Source organism: Rhodovastum atsumiense (assembly GCF_937425535.1).
Classification (GTDB): Bacteria; Pseudomonadota; Alphaproteobacteria; order Acetobacterales; family Acetobacteraceae; genus Rhodovastum; species Rhodovastum atsumiense.
The window spans coordinates 2,815,868-2,834,365 of sequence record NZ_OW485601.1 but is presented as its reverse complement, the minus strand read 5'-3'; the positions used below and the strand labels follow the sequence as shown (position 1 = coordinate 2,834,365).

Genomic DNA, 18,498 nt, shown 5'->3' with positions numbered 1-18,498 from the left:
AATATTGTTTTTATGTAAACAAAAAATTCCAAAACGCTATTTTATCGTTATAAAATCTGCGAGATTATTACGACGCACCAGATGCACGCAGACTATATCGGGGCTTCAGATCGACGCCTTTCACATCAAGGCAAGTTTGACCGCATCCGCCCCCCGCTTGCGGCTCCGGGGCTTCCGGGCGCGCCCACGAGGGGGTCTGCCGCGAACGAACCGAAGCCCGGACCAGAGGCTGCGCGCTCGCCCTGCCGTTCACCTGGCAAGGTCCCTTGCCTGCCCTGCCGCTCACCAAGGCTGCCGCTGGAACCATCAAGGCTAGGCATGCGGTTCGGCACGGGCGCCGGTTCAAACCGTGCGACGGCCGCATCGGATGGCCTGCCAGGATGATTGCCTGGCGCAGCCTGCCCCCTCTGCGAACGGGGACGGTGGTTGTCCCCGGCTGACACTGCCGGATTTTTCCCATCGCCGGAACCGGCACCGCTTTCATGCAGGCGTGTTGCCCGCAGACTGCCGTCCTCATGCCGGTCAAGCTGTACGATGGCACGTTGCGGCCAGCCGATACCAAGTCCCGGCGAGGCGGCCACCCGGGTGCCTGCCCCGAACTCAAGGGTGCCACCAAGACCGGTGACATAGGTTTCGAACAGGACGTGCCGCGTGTCCGGCCTGAAATACGCGGCCGGATCGGTCACCAGCAGATCGGGCGCCAGCGTGTCGGCGTGCAGGACACCGTCGATATACCGCCCCGAGGCGATCACAGCATGGCCGGGGATGGCAGCCGTTTCTGGTCGCAGCGTCAGGGTACCGATCCGCAAGGTACGGCCAACCTGCCGCAACGGACCGTGCACCGTCACCGGCCCCGGCTCCATCCGGTCCACGCGCGTCGCCAGCACACTGCCATCCGGCCGACGCAGGCCGCTCACCCTCACCCACCATCCTGCCGCCGGGGACCGCTCGCCGAGCGTGTCCGCGGTCACCGCCACCTGCTGGCCCGCAACCCGAAGCATGTTCCCGGCATCGAGGCCCTCGACGGGCCCCGACACCTCGTGGCGGACCTGCACCCGGCGCGCCCGCAGCTCCGTGCCGGCTCCGGTGGCTTCCACGATTGCCAACTGGCCGGCGCGCAAAGCGGGGGTCGAAGCAGCCGCGCCGTCCATCGACACCACGGTGTCGTCATCCAGCATGACCTCGCGCCCGCCCAGGCAAACGCTGGCAAAGCCGGTGATCACGGCAACGATTCCCGTGCCGCCGATGCCACGCTCCGCCTGCAGCGTGGCATCGGAAGACAGGCCGGTGCCACCGATCCCCCGCTCGGCCTGGCGGACCGTCCTGGCATCACCGGCAGTACCGCCCGCCACCGGCGGACCGTCATCGGGACCGACCCGGCAGACGCGGGCAGCGGTCGGGCCGTCCTGCAGCGCGGGCACATCCCGCCGGGCCTGCGGCGCACATGCCACCGGCAGGACCAGCATGAGCAGCCCGATGAGATGACGCAGCCCTTTGTCACCCGGGCGCATCGGCGTTCTCATCCTGGACGAACAGATAGACACCGAGATTGACCCGCCGGGTCACGCCCTGTTCCGGCGCGGCCACAGCCGGATCATCGGCTTCGAGCAGGGCAAGGGCTTTGCGGTTGACCTCCAGCAGCATCTGCTGCGCGGCCTTTCGTCCCTCCGCCACCAGCGCCGCGGCTGCCCTGGCGCCAAGCCGGTCGTAATGCACGCTGCGATCCAGGAAAGGCGGGATTCCGCTGGCAAGCACGTTGGCAACGGCCGCGGCGGCATGGTCGTGCAGGTTCCGCGCAAAATAGAAAAGCTGCGCTTCGCTCCCATGCCCGGGCAGGAAGGCCATTACCTGAAGATGGACCCGGCCCTCCGCGTCGAGGGTCACGAGGCCTTGCCTGACCCATTCCTCCAGCACGGCATGAGGCCGCAGGTCCCGGGCCACCATGGCAACGAGTCCCTCAAAGGATGCGGCATCGCCGCTGCATGGCAGGGGGCGTGGATGGCCGCTGGTATCCGTATAGGTGGGCAGGCCCAGCCAATGGGCGACGATCTGGGCACTCGCCGTCAGCGGCGCCGCAGCCTCGGACGCGCCGGCCAGGCGCTGGCGCCGGAGGTTCTTGCGGTGAACACCGGTCATCCGGCTGACCCGGCGGTCCGTGCGCATCTTCGGGTCGGACAACAGATCATGACGCGCCACATCCACGTACAGCTCCCGCAGCAGGTCGACGAGCAGGGGAAATGTCACGCCACTGCTGATGAGCAGGCGCACCAAAGGGCGCAGCAACCGGGCGAATGGCTCCAGAAGCCGGTTCTGCATCGGAACGCTCGGGAAATCTGGCCGCTGCGTCGGAATGGGGAGTGGTCCTGAAGGAACGCCATCCTTCTTAGACCATCCCGTTCGTGGGAAAAAGTCCCACAAACAAATTGACGTGGGAAATTTTCCCACATAACCATGCCGGCAGAGAGGCCCTCCTCGCCCACAGGTCAGGACATCCCGCCCGTGACCACCTTTTCCAGGATTGCCTTGTCCGCATCCGCGCCCCTTGGCCGGATCGACGGCATATCCGCCTTGCGTGCGATCCGTAGCCTTCAGGCGGTCAATGACAGCTTCCTTGCCGATCTCCGGCAGTTCCGCCACGACACCAGAAACACGCTGCGGCGGATAACCTCGATCACGACGGACTATCCGGAACTCCGGGACGTCGATACGGAACGAAGGATTTTGCCGGAACTGCAAATGCGAATCGCACTCGCGACAGTATCGGATGCCCTGTTTGATGTTTCTTCGACGTATTCTTCCTTTAATGCGCGACTCACCTCGCTGTGCGAAGGTGTTGTCACGCTGCTCCGGGGGCCCAGCCAGGACATCCGGCTCGACGTCACGGCGACTGTCCATTGCCCCTCCGCGCTGCGGGACGTGGTGCTGCGGGCGGCACACGAATTCGTCGGCAATGCCGTCAGGCACGGGCTGCACGTCCGCATCGCCGGGCGGCTCGAGGTCAGGCTGCTCGCGTGGCAGGGCGGCATCCGGCTGGCCGTCAGTGATGACGGATGGGGCTGTGGGGGGGCGCCCCTGCCCGGCGAGGGCCTGTCCCTGGTACGGCGGCTCGCGGCCCGGGAACGCGGAACCGTCGCCCTGGAACGTCACGGAAACCGCACGCTGGCAACCCTCGACCTTCCGCCGCGTGGTCGCAGGGACGCGGCGGATTGACCGCCACGGCCCGCGGACCCGCGCCTGCCATGGCCGTACCACCGGGAATTCGATTCCGCCGGATGCCAGACATGTCCAACCAGCCAGGCGCCATGGCGGCAGGGGCACCGATCGAGCAGCAGCTCCGCATCCTGGGCGATCGGGCCATTGCGACGTTCGGGTCTGCCGATCAGCAGATTTCCCTCAGCGTCGTGGTCACCGGCGGCAGCTTTGCGTCCCTGCGTGACGTCATTCTTCCCATCGCACAGGAAATGCTTCGCCATGCGGTCGAACACGGCATGGCGATGCTGCGGCAGGGGCGGATCGACGTCTCGCTCATCGAACAGGACGGCTCGACCGTGCTGTCGGTTCACGATAATGGCTGGGCGCTGCTCGAGGACAGCCGCGCTGCCGACACCATGGCGTCGATCGCCGGTCTCGCAGCCCCCTGTCACGGCGTAGCATTGTTGAGGCGCAACCAGGACGTGACCGAAGCAGTGGTCGTCTTTCCGGCAACGCCCGCCGGAACAGGGATGAAATCACGCATTGACAGGCTGCTCCTGGCCTTGCTGGAACCCTTCCGGAATGCGGGTAACCTCCTGGGCAGGTCGCAGGCCGGATTGTCGTCGCGATAACGTCGCGAAATAAGCGCCCGGCCCTGGCGCCGGACTTGCCGGGCTGGCACTGGCGGGCTTTATCTTTTGACCAGTCTGGTCAGGTGTCGCCATGCCCGTCCGTCGCTGGCCGCCTCCGCCCGGTCCTGCCGCGGCGTGCCTCGATGCGAACCTCCCTACCCTCCGCATTGCGCCCGCCGAACTCGGCCCCTGGCTGCTGTCCCGGCCACGCGGGACGGCACTGTGCCTGGCCGGCGCCAACGCCGCCATGGCGCGCGCCGCCCTGGCCGCGGCCGAAGTGCCGCCGGATGGCCGGCAGGGAGCCCTGTTCCCGCTGCCCCTCGCCACGCCGGCGGACGCGATCGCGGACAGCGCGGCCGCCGCCCTGGCCAGGGCGGCACTCGCCGCCTTCCCGCACTGGTTCGGCGGCACGGTGCCGCAGGCGGTCGCCGGCATGGAGCTGACGCTGCTGGAGCAGCACCTGCGCCGCCGGCTCGATGCGCTGCCGGAGCTGTCGCCGCTGTGGGCGCGCCACGCCATCCCGCGCGCCGCCGCCGGCCGGCCACCGCGCGTCGGCGAGCTGACGCTGGCGATGGAGCTACGCCAACTGGCGCTCGCCCTCGCCGCGGGATCGCTGACGCTGGTCCCGGTGCTGCCGGACCTGCCCGACATGGCCGCCGCGGGGGCGGCGCAGCGCGGCCTGGAATGGCTGGCGCGCCAGAGCGGATGCGCCGTGGTGGCCCTGCTGCCCGAGGCACCGGCCACGGTGCCGGCCTGGATCGACCGCCTGCCCTGCGCCGGGCTGGTCCGGCCGGAACCGCCCGCTGACGCCATCGCGAAAGCCGCAGCGGACGCGGATGCCCCCTGGGTCGGCCCGATCGAGGGGCGGCCGCACTGGGCCAGCGCGGCCGAGCAGCGCCTGGCCGCAGCGCTCGCCGCCGATGCGGAACTGCGGCCGCTGTTCGCCTTCAACCAGACCGTGCCCACGCGGCGCGGCGGGCACCCCCGCGTGGACCTGCTATGGCAGGCCGGCCGGCTGGTGGTAGAGATCGACGGCTATGCCGACCACGCCACGCGCGAGGCCTTCCGCCGCGACCGCCAGCGCGATTACGAGCTTGCCATCAGCGGCTATCTCGTGCTGCGCCTGACCGCCGAGGAGGTACTGGCCGATCCGTGGCTGTCGCTGGACAAGTTGCGGGACGCGGTTCAGTTTCGACAGGGCAATCAAATGCAGGAGCACGGGTGATGTCCGATGATCGCGCCGCCGCGCCGTCCCCCTTGCAGACACTGATTCTCTGGGCCCTGCTCGCCCGCGGCGGCACCGCGCTGCAGAAGGACTTGCGGCCAGAGCCGAAGAAGTCCGACCGGGACGCGCTGGTGCGCGCGCGGCTGCTGCGCGCCGGCAAGGCCGGACGGGCGGTGTCACTGGAACTGACCGACGCCGGCTGGGCCTGGGCGGCCGCCAACACGGCGGCCCCGCTGCCCGCCGGCAGCACGGCCGGTACCGCCGTGCTGTCCGGCCTGCTGGGGCGGCTGGGCGCCTACATGGCCGCGCGCGACGTGGCGCTGGCCGACATCATCCATCCGCCCGTCGAGGCACCGGGGGATGCCGATCTCGCCGGGCGCATCCGCGCCGCCTACCTCGCCGAGAGCGGCGGCAGCGTGAACCGGCGGGTGCGGCTGGCGGCGCTGCGGGCGCGGCTGGCCGAGGTGCCGCGGGCGGAACTGGACACGGCGCTGCTGGCGCTGGCGCAGGACGGCGGCGCCGGGCTGCTGCCGCTCGACGATCCCACCGAGATCGGCGCCGCCGATCACGCGGCCGCCATCGCGGTGGGGACGCAGATGCGACATATCCTGTGGCTCGACCGGTAGACCCAGCCGCCCTGGCGGCGCTCGGCCGGGCCGAGTTCCATTACACCCGCGACCTGGAGAGCATCTGGACCGACAGCCCCGGCCACGTGCCCGAGCTGAACGGCGACATCCTGCGCCGGCTCGGCGACGAATTCGTCCGTGGCACCCGGCCCGACGCGCCGGAGCGGCCGCTCGGCTGGGCGGTGATCGGCACGGCGGGGGCCGGCAAGACGCATCTGCTCGGCGCGCTGCGCCGGCAGGTCTGGGATGCGGGCGGCTGGTTCGTGCTGCTCGACCTGCTGGACGTGAACGATTTCTGGGGCACCACCGCGCTCGGCTTCGTCGACTCCCTGACCCGGCCGATGCCGGGCCAGCCGAGCCAGGGCCATGCGCTGCTCGACCGGCTCTGCGCCCGCTTCGGCCTGGAACCGATGGCCGCGACCCTGGCGGACGCGGACGAGGCGGGCTGGACGCAGATCACGCGCGCCCTCGCCGCCGCCATCCGGCGCGAGGATTCGCGCGGCGCGTTGGCGCATCGCGACGTCGTGCCGGTGCTGCTGGCGCTGCTGTCCGCCGATCCGGAGTTGCAGGACTTCGCCCGCGCCTGGCTGATCGGCACCGATATCGAGGCGACCGGGCGCGAGCGGCTGCGGGTGATGCGTTCGGCCATTCCCCCGCGCAAGGCGGTGGAGGGCCTGTCCTGGCTGATGGCGCTGGGGGGGCCGACGCTGTGCGCGCTCGACCAGATCGACGCCATCGTCAGCGTCGCGCATGCCTCGGCCGGCACCGGCGCGCCCTCCGAGGACAAGGTGCAGAACCGCGCCCTCGCCGTGATCGACGAGCTGGCCGGCGGGCTGATGGACCTGCGGGAAGTGACGCGCCGGACCATTCCGGTGGTCGCCTCGCTGGAAGCGACCTGGGAGACGCTGTGCACGCGGGCGATCGCGGCGTTCCGCGACCGGTTCCGGCCGGTGCGGCTGGCCCATCTGGGCCAGGCGGAGATCGCCGCGCGGCTGGTGGAGCGGCGCCTGGCGGCCGCCTGGGCCGAGGCGGGCTACGCCCCGCCCTACCCGACCTGGCCGTTCCGCCCGGAAGCCTTCGCCGGCGTCACGCTGTTCAGCCCGCGCCAGTTGCTGCAGGCCTGCCGCCAGCATGTCGAGACCTGCCTCGCCACCGGCGAGGTGACGGAACTGGCGGGCTTTGCCAATGCCACGGCGGCCCCCGTCCCGCCGCCGCGTGCCGCGCCGATGCCGGCAACGCCCCCGGCAGTTGCCGCCCCAGTTGCCCCCGCCGGGGACGGCGCGCCGCTCGATGCCCGCTACGACGCCCTCTGCGCCCTGCCGCCCCCAGCCGGGCTGCTCGAACTCGGCGGCGACGATGCCCGCGTGGTCGAGTTGCTGCTGGCGGGGTTGCGGGCACTGGAGCGGCAGACCCAATTGCCCCCCACGCAAGACCTGCTGATCGAGCAGGACATCCCGGGCCTGCACGCAAGGCTGCGGCTGATCGACCACGCGGCCGGGGGGCAGGAACGCCACCATGGCTTCCGCGCCATCCCGCATGCCAATGCGCTGGCGGTGCAGACGCGGCTGCAACAGGCGATCACCGGCTCGGGCATCGACCGCGAGCTGCCGTTCCGCCGTCTGATCATCCTGCGTCGCGGCCCCTGGCCGGGCGGGCCGAAGACCGCCGCCCTGGTGCGCCAGTTCGAGCTGCGCGGCGGCGATGTGCTGGCGCCCGATGCGGCCGATTTCGCCCGCTTCGCCGCCCTGCAGGCGCTGCTGACCGAGGCGCCGCCCGGCCTCGACGACTGGCTGCGCCGCCGCCGGCCGCTCGCGGAGTCGGCGTTCTTCCGTGCGCTCGGCCTGGGTGATGCCGCGCCGGTGCCCGCCGCCATCCCATCTCCCCCGTCCGCCCCCGTGGCCCCCGCCGGCACTGCCGGCGGGACGGGCGCCTCGTTCATTCCCCTGGGCCTGCGCGCAGGGGACCGCACGCCGGTGCGGCTGCCGCTCAGTTTGTTGCCCCGCCATGTGGCGGTGGTGGCCGGGGCCGGCTCGGGCAAGACGGTGCTGCTGCGGCGGCTGGTCGAGGAAGCCGCCCTCGCCGGCATTCCCGCCATCGTGCTCGACAGCAACAACGACCTGGTGCGGCTGGCCGATCCCTGGCCCGGGCCGCCCCTCGGCTTCACCGACGACGACGCGGCCAGGGCCGCCGCCTTCTTCCGCCGGACGGAGGTGGTGGTGTGGACCCCCGGCCGGGCGCGGGGCAATCCGCTGTCCCTGGCGCCGCTGCCGGACTTCGCCGCGCTGGGCGAAGACGCCGAGGAGCGCGACATGGCGGTCGGGGTGGCGGCGGCGACCCTGGAGCCGCTGATCCCCGCCGGCGGCGCCAAGGGCCAGTTGCGCATGGGGGTGCTGGTCGATGCGCTGCGCCACTTCGCCCGCGCCGGCGGCGGCCGGCTGCAGGACCTGGTGACGCTGCTGCGCGACCTGCCGGCGGAAGCCTCCGATATCGGCGGCGCGCCGAAGCTCGCCGCCGAGGTCGCCGACGCCCTGCTGGCCGCCCGCTCACGCAATCCCCTGCTGGAAGGCGAGGGCACCGTCCTCGACCCGGCGGTGCTGCTGGGCGGCACGGACGGGCGGGTGCGCATCTCCGTGGTCAACCTTGCCGGGCTGCCCGGCGAGGAAGCGCGGCAGGATTTCGTGGGCCGTCTGCTGATGGCGCTGTTCAGCCACGTCCGCCGTCACCCGGCCGGGGCCGGCCGACCGGCCTGCGGGCTGCTGGTCATGGACGAGGCCCAGACCATCGCCCCCTCCGACCGCGGCACGCCGAGCCGCGCCGCGACCGTCGCCCTGGTGCGGCAGGCGCGCAAATACGGGCTCGGCATGGTGTTCGCGACCCAGGCCCCGAAGGCGATCGACCACAACATCGTCGCCAACTGCACGACGCAGCTGTTCGGCCTGACCAATTCCCCGGCGGCCCTGGACGCCGTGCGCGAACTGCTGCGCAGCCGCGGCGGTGGGGGCGAGGACCTTGGCCGGCTGCCGCGCGGGCAGTTCTATCTCACCACGGAAGGCGCGGACCGGCCGCAGAAGCTGCTGGCGCCGCTATGCCTGAGCTGGCATCCGGCCAACCCGCCCTCGGAAGAGGAGGTGCTCGCGCGGGCCGCCCAGACCCGGACGGCCGGCTGACGCGCGGCCCGGCGGATCAGCCGGTCACGGCCCGGAAGTGCAGGTCCGAGGCGGTGGTGATCCGGAGATCCCCGCCATTGGTCGGCAGCGATGCCGCGTTGTCGAAGCTGACCGGCAGGGACGGGATCGCCGAGACGCCGTCATAGCCGGCGAGGCGCGGCGATCGCCATGCCAATCCGTGGTTCGTGGCCCGCTCCGAGAACCCGGCGATGCCGAACGGATGGGCGCCCGGCACGGTGGCAACCGCGAACACGGTCGGGATGGTCGGCGACAGGTCCCGATGCCCGATGGCGATCCGGTCCGAGCGGGCCGGCACCTCGAAGACGGGCACCGGAGCCAGCCCCAACAGGCTGGTTCCGCTCCGGATGTCACCGACCACGTCCCAACGGAACGGAGTATGCGCGAAAGTAATGGTGTGGCCGGCGTGATCCTGCAGGGTGCCGGTCAGATTGCCGGTGAGCGTGTATGTGATCGACCCGCCATGCGTTGCCGGCGCAGCATTGCCACCCGCTCTGTTCATGGGCTTCTCCCCGCTCCCGAACACCCCGATCGACCCGATTCTACTTAGTGGCGCATGCACTATTCTTTATACGCCACCCCTGTAGCGTAGCGGATTGGGATTTCCATTTGAAAGGACCTTGCCCCGGACCTGCGCGAATGTCATCCGGGGCGAACGTCCGTGGGGACGACGGCGCCTGCACCTCATGCCAGTCGGCCGCAGTGCCGAAGCATTGACCCATTCGGTGCGGCCGGCCGGTATGTCTTTGTTTTTGCGCGCGGCCGCCCCACCATCCCCGCGTGCCTACCGGTCAGCCCTTTGGGCTGCCGGTATCAGCGGGCAACGGCCGGAAGCAGCGTCGCGCCGTCGCGCTCCGGGCGCGGCGGGCCGTTCTGGGCCGCGACCGTCGGTGTCGTCGGATGCGTCGCCGCCCACCACTCGCTGACGGTCACGAACTGGAAGCCGCGGGCCGCACCTTCGCGCAGGATGGTCGGCAGCGCCTCCACCGTGGCGGCGTGCACCGAATGCAGCAGCACGACCCCGCCGGGACGCAGGCGCGACAGCACCGCATCCGTGATCTCCGCCGAGGTGCGGCCGGGCTTCCAGTCCGCCGGATCCACGGTCCAGCGGATGGTGTCGAGCTGGAAGCGGGCAGCCTCGGCCAGGACGCGCGCGTCGCAGGCCCCCTGGGGCGGGCGGAACCAAGTGATCGCGGCCTCCGGCGCAACCGCCCGCAACGCCGCCATCGCCTGCGTCATGTCGGCGCGCAGCACCTCGTCGGTCATGCGCGACATGCGGCGATGCCAGTAGCCGTGCGGCCCGATCTCATGCCCTTCGGCCAGGACCCGCCGGGCGCCGTCCGGATGGCGCTCCACATGCAGCCCGATCAGGAAAAAAGTCGCGTGCACCCCGGCTTCGTGCAGGATATCCAGCACTTTCGGCGTGTTGACGACATCCGGACCATCATCGAAGGTCAGCGCCACCAGATTGCGCCCGTCCGCGGTCAGGTAGTTCCCCGCCGAATAGGCGACCGGCCCGGCGGGATGCAGGTAGCGGTCGAATTGCGGCACCCTCGGCTCGGCGGACGGCTTCGCGACCGGCCGGCCGTGGTGAACATGCGAGGCCGGCTGGATCCCCTCGCCCACGCGGGGCGCGGCACCCGGGTCCGGGACGGCGGCCCCGGCCTGGCCGAAGCAAAGACACAGGGCCAGGAGAGCACCAGGAAGACGGGGGAAAATCATGGCAAGGCGCCTTGCGGGCAGCAGGCTTGCACCCGCCTCGCCCGGTTGCTGAATATTATGGGATATCCACTTATAGGAGAGACAGGCCAAGCATCCAACCCAAATCGCAAGAAAATGCTTGTGATTTCGGGAATAATCTCCGGGCGGGGCAACCTGCCGGACCGGTTACCGTCGAAACCCCGGCCTGACCTTGGAAATACCGGCCGCGTCCCCATGTCCGGTATCCACGCTCCGGCGTCCCATTCATCCCCTGCAGCAGTGAAGCCCCCATGCGCCAGTCCCGCATGCGAGTCCTTGCGCCATCGTCGCCGCTCGACAGCCTGGTCCTGCAGCCGCTCCGGCGCGCGATCACCGCCGAGGTTGTCGCCCTGTTCAACGACCGCTCCCGCGGGGAAAAGCCGGTCACACCCCGCCCGGACGGGCTGTTCGGGCCCGAGGCCGTGGCGTGGCGGGTGCACGGCGACGTCACTTCGATGATGGTCGGCGGCATCACCGGGCTGCTGCTGCAGATGCTGCACCCGGCGGTGCTCGCGGGCGTGTGGGACCATTCGCGGTTCCGCACCGACATGCAGGGCCGGCTGCGGCGCACCGCCCGCTTCATCGCGCTCACCACCTATGGCGGCGAGGCCGAGGCGATGGCCACCATTGCCCGCGTGCGCCGCATCCATGACCAGGTCCGCGGCACCTTGCCGGACGGACGGCCGTACGCGGCGAATGATCCGGCGCTGCTCGCCTGGGTGCACGTGACCGAGACGACCAGCTTCCTCGACGCCTGGATCCGCTACGCCGAACCCGCCATGTCCGCGGTGGACCAGGACCGCTACGTCCAGGAGATGGCGCGCATCGCCGCGGCGCTGGGCGCCGACCCGATCCCGCGCAGCCGCGCCGAGGCCCAGGAGCTGATCCGGGCGATGCGGCCGCAGCTACTCTGCGACGCGCGCACCCAGGAAGTGGCCCGGTTCGTTCTTGCCCAGCCGGCGCCCAACCGGCTGATGGAGCCGTTGCAGCGCCTCACCATGCAGGCGGCGGTCGATCTGCTGCCGGTCTGGGCGCGGCGCCTGCACGGGCTGCCCGCGGCGGCGCTGGGTCGCCCACTGGCCCGCGCCGGCACGCTCGGCATCGCCCGCACCCTGCGCTGGGCGTTCCAGTGACGCTTCAGTCGATCCTGGCGTAGTCCAGGCGCCGCGCCAGCCAGCAGCCCAGCGTGACGCCCACCGCCCGGCCCGCCGCGTCGCGGCGGAAGGCCAGCGTCCAGTCGCCCGGTGGCGTGTGATCGAGCGCGCGCGGGCATGGCAGCGCCCACAGATCCGGCCCGATCGGATCGAGCAGTTCCATCCGCCCCTGCCCCAGGAAGCCTGAAAACCCACCGTACAGCATGCCGCCGGCATCGACCACGGTGAGCCCGGCATCGAGTTCGCCGCAGCGATACTGGCCGGCGAGGTCGCTGGCGGAGACGCCCGCGCGGGGATGCAGGCAGGAACTCTGGTTTTCCTGCGGGCGGTCCATCCACAGGCCGCCCGGGCCGGGCCGCAGCCGGGTTCCACGGGAATTGCCGGCGCTGCCGTCGGGACGCAGGTCGAGCAGTTCCGGCGCATGGCCGAACCGCAGCCGTACTTGCCCCGGGGCAGCCGCCTCGATGCGCGCCGCCAGCCCGGTTTCCGGCTCCACATAGGCGCCCAGCCAGTCCGGCGGCGGCAGGGCCGCGTCAGGCCGCGTCCGTTCCTCCCCGAGCACCGCGGCGAGCAGATCGAGCGCGGCGGCCTGGGCATCGGTCAGGTGGTTGAACATCACCACCACCGAGACGCGCTCGGCGGGCACGTACAGCCGATGGCTGCGCCAGCCGCGCAAGGCGCCGCCATGACTGGTGACGGCGCGGCCGAACTCGGTGGACCGCCACAGGCCGAAACCATAGCTGGCCGGGCTGCCATCGGCGAAGCTGACCGGCGCAGTCAGGCGGGAATACAGCGCATCGGGATCGTCGCGGGTCGCGTCGAGATGGCGCTCCCAGGCGATCATGTCATCGAGGCTGGCCCCCATGCCGGCATCGCCGGTCCACAGGATGCGGTTCTCGGCGGCGCGGAAGCCGCCGGCCTGCGTGCCCTCGTAGCCTTCCGTGCCGTCCGGCATGGCGCGGGTGTCGGCGACCAGGCAGGCCCCCTCCATGCCGGCGCGGGCGAAGATGCGATCCCGCAACAACTCCGCCAGGGTGCGGCCGGTGCGCGCCTGCAGGATGTCGGAGAGCAGGCGGTAATTCTGGTTGACGTAGGAAAACCGGGTGCCCGGCGCGAAGTGCAGCGTGCGGGTCGCGCCGATCAGGCGGGCAGCCTCGGCATCCCCGAACGGCGATTCGACGGGGGCGCCGTGCAGCATCGCCACGGCCCAGTAATCCCGCAATCCGGACTGGTTGTGGCACAGGTGCAAGGCCCCCGGCGCCGGCTGCCGCAGCAACGGCAGTCGGGCGGCGATGTCGCCATCCAGCACCGAGGGGTCGGGGAATGCGTCCAGCACCAGCCCGCAGGTGAACTGCTTGGTGATCGAGCACATGCGGAACAGCGTGCGCGGCGTGAAGGGGATGCGGCGCTCGGCATTGGCCCAGCCCCAGGCGTGGCGCACCAGCACTTCGCCCGCGCGCAGCACGGCGATCGCCCCGCCCGGCCCCGGATAATGGCGCGGCAAGGTCCTGAGGACGTGATCGAGGCGAAGGGAGGACGAAGACGGGGTGATCATGGCCGCGAGTGTCGCGCCCCGGCCGGGACGCGACAATGACGCGATGACGCGTGCGGTGGCCCGGCCGTGCAGAGCAGACCAATGCCTTCAGGGTCTTGCCAGCGGCGCCATCAGCCCCAGGGCGGCGCCGGTGCTGTCCGTGATGAAACCAATTCGCCCGACATCGGGCACGTCGAAAGGCGGGCGCAGGATGGTCCCGCCGGACTGCGTGACCTGTTCCAGGCTGGCATCGACATCGTCCACCTGCAGATACTGGAACCAGTGCGGCGGCACGTGCGGCGGCAGGTCCCGCGGCATGGTCATGATGCCGGCGACCGGCTTTCCCTCCAGCTCGGCGACCCAGTAGGTGCCCTCGGCACAGGGCGTGCCCCTGAAGCTCCAGCCGGCCAGGGTGGCGTAGAACTGCTTTGCGGCCTCGACATCGGGTGTCAGCAGCTCGTTCCAGACGAAAATGCCAGGGCGCACGGGGATGATCCTTCCGATCCTGCAAGGTCCCCGTTAGGGTAGCCGAACCTTCCGTTCACCAGGAGGCCCCTTCCCTTCGTTCCCGGCGGAGCGCGGCGGCCAGGCGCCGCCCGAGGCCCCCCGCCCCGGCACGGGTGGTCCGCTGCCGCAAGCGGCGCCATGCCGCCAGGACCGCGCCGCGGGCCCGCAGATGCAGGCGATGCCCGTATTCGCGCGCGGCCCGCCAGCCCGGCAGCCGTTCCAGCGCCTGGTGGCCCAGGTCGAGCAGCTGGGCGACCGTGGCGTCGCAGCGCGCGAACCAGCGGACCTGCAGCATCTTTGGCCGGGCGATGGCGAAGACACGGGTCGAGAACGCGGCCCCGACGACCTTGGCGCCGATGATGACGATGGCGGCCCAGACGAAGTGGTGATGCCGGATCAGCCACAGCTCGCCGAATTTCAGCAAGGGCACGATCGGGATGAAGGGCAGCACGAACACGGCCACGACCGCGCCCGGGCTCAGCCGTGCCACCAGCCGCTCCAGCGCCGTGAAGACGGCGAAACGCCCCAGCACCCGCCCGAGCGCCGTCAGCCAGCGCCAGACCGTCGCCTCGAGCAGCACGATGACCACGGCCACCGCGACCAGCAAGGGCGAGAGCGCGCGCCGGAGCAGATGCCCGGACGGGGATCCCGTCGTGAAGTGCCTGACCATTGCGGCCCTTTCCTGCGGGCCACGCCGTTCCTGCCGCGACCACCGCCACAGGATGTAGGCCGGACCGCTCCGCCGGCAACCGGGGCCGGCTCAGGCCGGCAGCAGCGCGGCGGTGGGGACGACGATGGCGAAGCGGTCGGCCAGCGAGGCCAGCGCGGCACGCTGCACCTCCGCCGCGGCCAGCGCCGGCCCGCCGAGCGGATCCGGCAGCGCCCGTGTCGCCGTCGCATCGGCGGCGAGGGTGACGCGGTGGCCCAGATCCAGCGCCGCCCGCGCCGTGGTGCTGACGCACATATGCGTCATGAAGCCGGCCAGCAGCAGGTCGGGCCGACCGGCCGCGCGCAACTGTTCATGCAGCGACGTGCCAGCGAAGGCGCTGGGCAAATCCTTCTCGATCACCGCCTCCCCCGGCACAGGACGCAACTCCGCCAGGATGGCGCCGCCCGGCCCCGCCAGATCGAACAGGCCGCCGGCCCGGCCGCGATGCACGACATGGATCACCGGCGAGCCCGCCGCGCGCGCCGCCGCGAGCAGCGCCCCCAGCCGCTCCACGGCCGCCTCGATGCCGGAAAGCGGCAAGGCCCCCGAACGATATTCCTCCTGCGCATCGATGATCACCAGCGCCGCCTCGGCCAGCCGCGCCGGGGTGGGATCGAGGTCGGCACGCCGCAGCAGGGTCGGCCCGGCCTCGCCGGCGATGATCGCGTCGAACTGCGCGACCGCGGTGGCGAACTTGTCGCGGCAGCCCGGATTGCAGAAACCGACACTGTGGCCGCGATAGCGCGTCAGGCTGTCGGGCCGGACCGGGTCGCCGGACCAGGGGCAGGTCGCGTTGATCGGGGCGGACAAGGCGGGTTCGGTCACGGCATGTCTCCTCGGCAGCGGAACGGCCATAGCCTGCCGGACACACGGCGTGGCATGAAGGACAACATGCCCTCCTTTCCTGCCAAGGCGGCCGGCCCACGCCGCGTGCTGATCCTGACCTTTCCCGGGGCGTTGCTGCTGGATATCGCCGGCCCTGCGCAGGTGTTCGAGACCGCCTCCCGCATCACCGCGGAACGGCAGGGAAGCCGCGCCTACGAGGTGGTGACCGTATCCCTGCAGGGCGGCGACATCGCCACCGATACCGGCATCGTCATCGCCACGCTCGGCCGCGACGCGGCGGGCCGGGCCGACACGCTGCTGGTGCCGGGCGGCGGCACGGTCTGGGTGGAGGAAGGCAATGCCGCGCTGCTCGGCTGGATCGCGGCGGAAGCGGGGCAGGCGCGGCGTGTCGCCTCGGTCTGCCTCGGCGCCTTCCTGCTGGCCGCGGCGGGAGTGCTGCGGGGACGGCGCGCCGTCACGCACTGGCATTACTGCGAGCAGTTGCAGGCTCGCTACCCGGACCTGCGCGTCGAGGCGGAACCGATCTTCGTGCGCGACGGCACAGTCTGGAGCTCGGCTGGCGTGAGCGCCGGCATCGACCTCGCTTTGGCGCTGGTCGAGGAAGATCTCGGCCACGCCGTCGCGCTGGAGGTGGCGCAGCGGCTGGTGGTGTTCCTCAAGCGCCCTGGCGGGCAGGCGCAGTTCAGCCGCGCCCTCGCCGCCCAGTCCGCCGACCATGCCGGTGATTTCGAGGCGCTGCACGGCTGGATGGCGGAGAACCTGACCGCCGATTTACGCGTGGAGCAACTGGCCGCGCGCGCCGGCATGTCGCCGCGCAGCTTCGCGCGGCTCTACGTGGCCCGGACCGGGACGACGCCGGCGCGGGCGGTGGAGGCGCTGCGGCTGGAAGCGGCCCGCCGCCTGCTGACCAGCGAGCCCGACATGCCGGTCGCAGTGGTGGCCACGCGCTGCGGCTTCGGCGATGACGAGCGCATGCGCCGCGCCTTCCTGCGCGGGCTCGGCGTGGCGCCGGCCGAGTACCGGCTTCGCTTCGGCCCGGCAACGATCAGGACGGCACTGGCACCTCGCCCCGCGGCGGCGGCCCGGCCTGTTGCAGCTCCGCCAGTTCCGCATCGGTGAACACGCGGCTGCGGGTCAGGAAGCGCAGACCCTCCGGCGCTTCCAGGGAAAACCCCGAGCCGCGGCCTGGCACCACGTCGATGACGAGCTGGGTGTGCTCCCAATAGGTGAACTGCGCGGCGCCGATGAAGAAGGCGCAGCCGGCGATGCTGCCGAGCCGCACATCCTGCCCGCCGACGCGGAACTCGCCGCGCGGATAGCACATCGGCGCGCTGCCGTCGCAGCAGCCCCCTGACTGGTGAAACAGCAATTCGCCGTGCAGGTCCCGCAATTTCGCGATCAGGGCCTCCGCGGCCTCGGTCGCGACCACACGCTCGACCATGTCCTCTCTCTCCCCCGGCCGGCGAGGCGGGCGGGCCATCCCGCCTCGCGCGGTGCCCCGCCTGATCAGAAGAAGCCGAGCGCCTTCGCGCTGTAGCTCACCAGCAGGTTCTTGGTCTGCTGGTAATGATCCAGCATCATCTTGTGCGTCTCGCGGCCGATGCCAGACTGCTTGTAGCCGCCGAACGCCGCATGCGCCGGATACAGGTGGTAGCAATTGGTCCAGACCCGGCCGGCCTGGATCGCCCGGCCGAAGCGATAGGCGCGATTGCCGTCACGCGTCCACACCCCCGCACCGAGGCCATAGAGCGTGTCGTTGGCGAGCGCCAGGGCGTCGTCATCATCCTTGAAGGTGGTGACGGCAACGACGGGGCCGAAGATCTCTTCCTGGAACACGCGCATGCGGTTATGGCCGCGCACGATCGTCGGCTTCACGTAGTAGCCGCCTTCCAGGTCGCCCCCCAGATGCGCCCGCTCGCCGCCGGTCAGGATCTCGGCATGCTCCTGCCGGGCGATGTCGAAATAGGACAGGATCTTTTCGAGCTGGTCGTTGGACGCCTGCGCCCCGAGCATGGTGGTGGCATCGAGCGGATTGCCCTGCACGATCCGGCCGACCCGCCGCAGCGCGCGCTCCATGAAGCGGTCGTAGATGCTCTCGTGCACCAGCGCCCGGCTCGGGCAGGTGCAGACCTCGCCCTGGTTGAGCGCGAACATGGCGAAGCCTTCCAGCGCCTTGTCGAGAAAGTCGTCGTCCTCGGCGGCGACATCGGCGAAGAAGATGTTGGGCGACTTGCCGCCGAGCTCCAGCGTGACCGGGATCAGGTTCTCCGAGGCGTACTGCATGATCAGCCGGCCGGTGGTGGTCTCGCCGGTGAACGCGACCTTGGCGATGCGCCGGTTCTGCGCCAGCGGCTTGCCCGCTTCCACGCCGAAGCCGGTGACCACGTTCACCACGCCCGGCGGCAACAGGTCGGCCAGCACGTCCATCAGCACGCAGATCGCGAGCGGGGTCTGCTCGGCCGGCTTCAGCACCACGCAATTGCCCGCTGCCAGCGCCGGCGCCAGCTTCCAGATCGCCATCAGCAACGGGAAATTCCACGGGATGATCTGGGCGACCACGCCGAGTGGCTCGTGGAAGTGATAGGCGACGGTGTCCTCGTCGATCTCCGCCAGGCTGCCTTCCTGGGCACGGACGCAGCCGGCGAAGTAGCGGAAATGATCGACGCCGAGCGGCAGGTCGGCGGCCTTGCTCTCGCGGATCGGCTTGCCGTTGTCGATGGTCTCGACCAGCGCCAGCAGCTCCAGCTTCTCTTCCAGCCGGTCGGCGATGCGGTTGAGCAGGCGCGCCCGCTCGGCTGCGGCGGTGCGGCCCCAGGCGGGGGCAGCGGCGTGCGCGGCGTCCAGCGCCAGCTCGATATCCTCGGCGGTCGAGCGCGCATGCCTGCTGATCACCTGGCCGGTGATGGGCGAGGGATTGTCGAAGCTCTGGCCGCGCACCGGCGCGACCCAGCGACCGCCGATCCAGTTGTCGTAATGCGAGCGGAGCGCGATGCTGCGGGCGATCTCGCCCAGGGTCTTTTCGACCATTTGTTCTTCCTCCCGAATGCTGCCCCTGGGGTGTTGCCCGGGGCGGTCTTGGTTTCGTTGTTCTACCGGGACCGGAGATGCCGCGCCGGCCTGCGACCAGGAGGCGCGGCTCGCGCGATGT

At 71.0% G+C, this 18,498-nt stretch carries 17 protein-coding genes; 7 read left to right on the top strand and 10 right to left on the bottom strand.

All coding sequences use genetic code 11. From position 1 onward, the window contains the following. Nucleotides 1-125: 125 nt before the first annotated feature. Nucleotides 126-1,511, bottom strand: coding sequence for a DUF5666 domain-containing protein (locus tag NBY65_RS12885; RefSeq protein WP_150040379.1), 1,386 nt, complete (start codon nt 1,509-1,511; stop codon nt 126-128). Continuing rightward, complete coding sequence (locus NBY65_RS12880; RefSeq protein ID WP_250265670.1) at nt 1,498-2,283, bottom strand: DUF6502 family protein; 786 nt, start codon at nt 2,281-2,283, stop codon at nt 1,498-1,500. The genes NBY65_RS12885 and NBY65_RS12880 overlap by 14 nt, the downstream gene beginning before the upstream one ends. A 216-nt stretch (nt 2,284-2,499) precedes the next feature. Between NBY65_RS12880 and NBY65_RS12875 the strand changes: the two genes are divergently transcribed. From NBY65_RS12875 to NBY65_RS12855, 5 genes are all read left to right on the top strand, one after another. After that, complete coding sequence (locus NBY65_RS12875; RefSeq protein ID WP_150040381.1) at nt 2,500-3,210, top strand: sensor histidine kinase family protein; 711 nt, start codon at nt 2,500-2,502, stop codon at nt 3,208-3,210. A 71-nt stretch (nt 3,211-3,281) separates the two neighbouring features. Continuing rightward, a complete protein-coding gene (locus NBY65_RS12870) occupies nt 3,282-3,824 on the top strand; it encodes a hypothetical protein (protein ID WP_150040382.1) in 543 nt (180 codons plus the stop codon). A 91-nt stretch (nt 3,825-3,915) separates the two neighbouring features. Continuing rightward, complete coding sequence (locus tag NBY65_RS12865) at nt 3,916-5,049, top strand: endonuclease domain-containing protein (protein ID WP_162530506.1); 1,134 nt, start codon at nt 3,916-3,918, stop codon at nt 5,047-5,049. Next, nucleotides 5,049-5,675, top strand: coding sequence for a MarR family transcriptional regulator (locus NBY65_RS12860; protein ID WP_162530507.1), 627 nt, complete (start codon nt 5,049-5,051; stop codon nt 5,673-5,675). Before NBY65_RS12865 ends, NBY65_RS12860 begins: the two co-directional genes overlap by 1 nt. Beyond that, nucleotides 5,660-8,842: an ATP-binding protein gene (locus tag NBY65_RS12855; protein ID WP_150040384.1), complete on the top strand. Its 3,183-nt coding sequence runs from the start codon at nt 5,660-5,662 to the stop codon at nt 8,840-8,842. Before NBY65_RS12860 ends, NBY65_RS12855 begins: the two co-directional genes overlap by 16 nt. A gap of 16 nt (nt 8,843-8,858) precedes the next feature. Here the strand turns inward: NBY65_RS12855 and NBY65_RS12850 are convergent, their stop codons facing one another. Both NBY65_RS12850 and NBY65_RS12845 read right to left on the bottom strand, forming a co-directional pair. Then, nucleotides 8,859-9,362 (bottom strand): hypothetical protein, encoded by a 504-nt coding sequence (locus tag NBY65_RS12850; RefSeq protein WP_150040385.1) that lies wholly within the window; start codon nt 9,360-9,362, stop codon nt 8,859-8,861. Between the two features lie 311 nt (nt 9,363-9,673). Further along, nucleotides 9,674-10,582, bottom strand: coding sequence for a polysaccharide deacetylase family protein (locus NBY65_RS12845; RefSeq protein ID WP_150040386.1), 909 nt, complete (start codon nt 10,580-10,582; stop codon nt 9,674-9,676). Nucleotides 10,583-10,866: 284 nt separating this feature from the next. On the opposite strand from NBY65_RS12845, the gene NBY65_RS12840 reads away from it, so the two are divergent. Then, a complete protein-coding gene (locus tag NBY65_RS12840; RefSeq protein WP_150040387.1) occupies nt 10,867-11,733 on the top strand; it encodes an oxygenase MpaB family protein in 867 nt (288 codons plus the stop codon). Nucleotides 11,734-11,737: 4 nt separating this feature from the next. On the opposite strand, the gene NBY65_RS12835 is transcribed toward NBY65_RS12840, so the two are convergent. The 4 genes from NBY65_RS12835 to NBY65_RS12820 all read right to left on the bottom strand — a co-directional run bounded on the left by NBY65_RS12835 (nt 11,738) and on the right by NBY65_RS12820 (nt 15,329). After that, nucleotides 11,738-13,309, bottom strand: a complete 1,572-nt coding sequence (locus NBY65_RS12835; protein WP_150040388.1) for a D-aminopeptidase — start codon at nt 13,307-13,309, stop codon at nt 11,738-11,740. Between the two features lie 87 nt (nt 13,310-13,396). Continuing rightward, a complete protein-coding gene (locus NBY65_RS12830; protein ID WP_150040389.1) occupies nt 13,397-13,774 on the bottom strand; it encodes a VOC family protein in 378 nt (125 codons plus the stop codon). A 55-nt stretch (nt 13,775-13,829) separates the two neighbouring features. Continuing rightward, the gene (locus tag NBY65_RS12825) at nt 13,830-14,465 is read right to left on the bottom strand and encodes a hypothetical protein (RefSeq protein ID WP_150040390.1); all 636 of its coding nucleotides are present in this window, start codon (nt 14,463-14,465) and stop codon (nt 13,830-13,832) included. A 90-nt stretch (nt 14,466-14,555) separates the two neighbouring features. Further along, a complete protein-coding gene (locus NBY65_RS12820) occupies nt 14,556-15,329 on the bottom strand; it encodes a cysteine hydrolase family protein (protein WP_338110405.1) in 774 nt (257 codons plus the stop codon). A 66-nt stretch (nt 15,330-15,395) separates the two neighbouring features. Here NBY65_RS12820 and NBY65_RS12815 point away from each other — a divergent pair, with 66 nt between their 5' ends. Next, nucleotides 15,396-16,469 carry a GlxA family transcriptional regulator gene (locus NBY65_RS12815; RefSeq protein ID WP_150040392.1) on the top strand — a complete coding sequence of 358 codons (1,074 nt, stop codon included), beginning with the start codon at nt 15,396-15,398 and terminating at the stop codon, nt 16,467-16,469. On the opposite strand, the gene NBY65_RS12810 is transcribed toward NBY65_RS12815, so the two are convergent. Next, on the bottom strand, nt 16,396-16,791 hold the full coding sequence (locus tag NBY65_RS12810; RefSeq protein ID WP_150040393.1) for a DUF779 domain-containing protein: 396 nt from the start codon (nt 16,789-16,791) through the stop codon (nt 16,396-16,398). The genes NBY65_RS12815 and NBY65_RS12810 overlap by 74 nt on opposite strands. A 65-nt stretch (nt 16,792-16,856) precedes the next feature. After that, nucleotides 16,857-18,377, bottom strand: coding sequence for an acetaldehyde dehydrogenase ExaC (gene exaC / locus NBY65_RS12805; protein ID WP_150040394.1), 1,521 nt, complete (start codon nt 18,375-18,377; stop codon nt 16,857-16,859). Nucleotides 18,378-18,498 lie beyond the last annotated feature (121 nt).